Source organism: Kitasatospora sp. NPDC059827, assembly GCF_042731675.1.
Taxonomy (GTDB): Bacteria; Actinomycetota; Actinomycetes; order Streptomycetales; family Streptomycetaceae; genus Kitasatospora.
Window position 1 is genome coordinate 7,955 of sequence record NZ_JBHWIV010000146.1, and the last position, 2,895, is coordinate 10,849.

Here is a 2,895-nt window from a genome sequence, read left to right on the forward strand (position 1 = left end):
AGGTTATTTTATAACACGACAACCGGACACCCCCCAAACCACCGGTGGGGCCGCAACACAAAATCACCCCCCCCGGCGGGGGGGGGGGGGGCGCACCCCCCCCCCCCCCGGCGCCGTATTTCATCGGTATTCCCACGGAGGCGGGATCCTCGTGCAAGAAATGGCGCCGGAAACGGTCCGCGAACATTCCGTCGTCTACGCCCCGCGAATTCAGGACCTATTGGCCCGGGACGCGAAGGTGTTCCGCGTCGACGCCCGCACCGTCGGCGTCTCCGACGCCCGCCTGATGGCCGAGATCGTGGCGGCCCGCCCGGTGCTCCAGACCGAGCGCTCCGTCTACAAGCCCGCCGCGGGCGCCGACATCCCCCACGACAGCGCGACCCGGACGATCCGCGCCCTCGGGCAGGACGTCATGGCGGGCATCCGCAAGCCACCGCCCCCGGCCCGCGGACTGAACGGCGCCTGGCCGTACGCGCCCACCTCCTACCTGCGCCGGTGGCTGTTCGGATCCGACCCGCTGCCGGTCTCCCTGCTGGCCAAGCGCGGCATCACCCGCTCCGACACCCTCTCCCGGCTCGTCGACCGGGCCGTCACCACCTGGCCGGGCGGCGCGGGCGGGAACGGGAACGGGAACGGGAACGGGAACGGGAACGGGAAAAGTACCGGAACGCCCACCGCCATGGCCGGACTGATCCGCGGCGCCGACGACCCGCTGGAGCGCAAGCAGGCCGTCGCCATGTACCGGCGGGCCTCCGCCACCCTCTGCGACGGCGTGGCCGCCCTGGCCGGCAACGCCCTGTGGCTGATGCGGACGGCCCCCGAACCGCACCAGGACCTCACCACCGTCCTGTGGGAGACCCTGCGCCTGCTCCCGCCCGCGTGGATGCTCTACCGCAACGGCGGGGACGCCTACGCCGGACTGCACCCGGAGATCCGCCCCGAGGACAACGTCGCGCTGCTCCCCCTGCTGATGCACCGCCACCCGGACTACTGGGCCGACCCGCTGGAGTTCCGGCCGCGGCGGTGGGACGCGGTCGCCGACCCGGAGAAGACCCCCGGGTTCATGCCGTTCGGCTTCGACGGCGCCCGCTGCTGGGCCAAGCACCTGGTCGTCCCGCTGGCCGAACGCCTGCTCACCGTCGCCCTCGACCACGGCCTCACCATCCGCAGCCCCCGGCAGGACGCGCCCGTCCCGCTGCGCTCCCTGCTCTCCGTACGGTTCGAGGCCTCCGTCGGCAGCTGAACCGGCCGGCCCTCCCGACAGCACTGGACACCCCATGGAATCGCCCACGCTCGCCGACTGGGTCGGCGACCTCGCAGGCTTCGCCGAGCACCGGTGGCAGCGCGAACCCGCCGTCTTCACCCCCGCCCGGCCCGCCTCGCCGTTCGACCTCGACGCCCTGGACGCCGCCTTCGACAGCGGGCTGCTGCGCACCCCGTACCTGGAGATGGTCCGCTCCGACAAGGTGGTCCTCCCGGCCGAGGCCTTCACCACCTCCCGCACCGTCAACGGCACCACCCACCACGGCTTCGCCGACCGCGCCAAGGTGCTCGCCCTGCTGCGCACCGGGGCGACGCTGCTGCTGCGCTGCGTCGACCAGTGGCACGGCCCGACCGGGGAGTTGGTGGCCCGGCTCTCCGAGGAGCTGGACCGGCGGGTGGAGGCGTTCTTCTTCCTCACCCCGGTCGGCGGCCAGGGCCTCGCGGTGCACCGCGACGACGCCGACGTGTTCGTCCTCCAGGTCGCCGGACGCAAGACCTGGTACGTCCACGACGCGCCGGCCGCCGCCGAGTGGTCGCTGGGCGAACTCCCCGACGACGAACGCTCGGCGCAGCGCCTGCACACCGTCCTCGGGCCCGGCGACGTGCTCTACGTCCCGCGCGCCTTCGCCCACCGCGCGGTGGGCGCCGAGGGACTGTCCGGCCACCTGTCGCTGACCGTCCGCGACCTCTCCGTCCCGGACCTGCGGACGGCCCTGGACCAGCTGCTCGCCGAAGGGCTGGCGCTGCCGACCCGCCCGCTGGGCGAGCCCGCGATCGCCGCCGCCGGCGCCACCCTGCTGGACCACGCCCGGGCCCGGCTCGGCGGCATCACCTCGGAGCAGCTGCTGCGTGCCGCCCGGACGGGCCGGGCCCGGCCACCGGCCGCGACGGGCACCGACACCTTCGCCGGGACGGCCCGGGACTGGGCGGACGAGGCCCCCGCGGGCGGGTCGGCCGGGCGCACCTGGCGGCGGCTGCGGGCCGTGGCCCGCAGCGGGCGCTGAGCCGTCGGCCGACCTGCGGGGCCGCCGCCGCGGCCCGGGATCGGCGCCGACCTGCCGGGCCGTGGTGGCCCGGCGGGTCAGTCGACGGGCGGGAAGACGAGGTGCTCCCCGTCCCGGACCAGGAACCGCCAGCACTCCTCGACCTTCGCACTCGTCGGCAGGACGTCGATCCTGAGCTCGTGCTCCAGGGTGATCCGCAGGTCGCCCTCCGGCGCCCGCTCCACCGCCAGCACCCGGGGCGAGCGCCGCTCCAGGAACTCCCGCAGCGCGTCGGCCCCGGCGTCGTAGGCGAGGCGGTCGCCGCCGCCGGCCGGCACCAGGTCGTCGGAGCCGAGGTACACCTCCCCGCACTGGACGATCCGGAACGGGCACTGGGCGTGCACGGCGTACCGGCTGCCCGTCGACACCTCCCCGCTGTCGCCCCGCGGCCAGGAGACCGTCCCGCCGAAGTCGACGACGCCCATGCCGCCGAACCGGTAGACGTTCACCCACACTTCGCCGACCAGAAGCTGCAGCAGCTCGTCCTCGTCCGTCGTATCCGCTTCGGGTTCCCCGTTGTTCAGCATGCCGTCATCGTCGTGCATCCGGGCCCGTCCGTCGCCCGAATTCCGGCCCGTCGGGCGGGCGG

Annotated in this window: 3 protein-coding genes; 2 read left to right on the forward strand and 1 reads right to left on the reverse strand. The window is 74.5% G+C overall.

Annotated features, from left to right (window positions below):
* Nucleotides 1-238 precede the first annotated feature (238 nt).
* Entirely contained in the window at nt 239-1,243 is a 1,005-nt protein-coding gene (locus ACFV8H_RS40400) for a cytochrome P450 (protein WP_380409638.1), read from the forward strand.
* 34 nt (nt 1,244-1,277) lie between these two features.
* The gene (locus tag ACFV8H_RS40405) at nt 1,278-2,267 is read left to right on the forward strand and encodes a JmjC domain-containing protein (RefSeq protein ID WP_380409640.1); all 990 of its coding nucleotides are present in this window, start codon (nt 1,278-1,280) and stop codon (nt 2,265-2,267) included.
* Nucleotides 2,268-2,344: 77 nt separating this feature from the next.
* On the opposite strand, the gene ACFV8H_RS40410 is transcribed toward ACFV8H_RS40405, so the two are convergent.
* On the reverse strand, nt 2,345-2,895 hold a 551-nt coding region (locus tag ACFV8H_RS40410), incomplete at its 5' end, for a hypothetical protein (protein ID WP_380409642.1).

What these genes read in the sequence shown, in the direction of transcription:
- ACFV8H_RS40405 (WP_380409640.1), top strand. Translation starts at nt 1,278, where the DNA reads ATGGAATCGCCCACGCTCGCCGACTGGGTCGGCGACCTCGCAGGCTTC.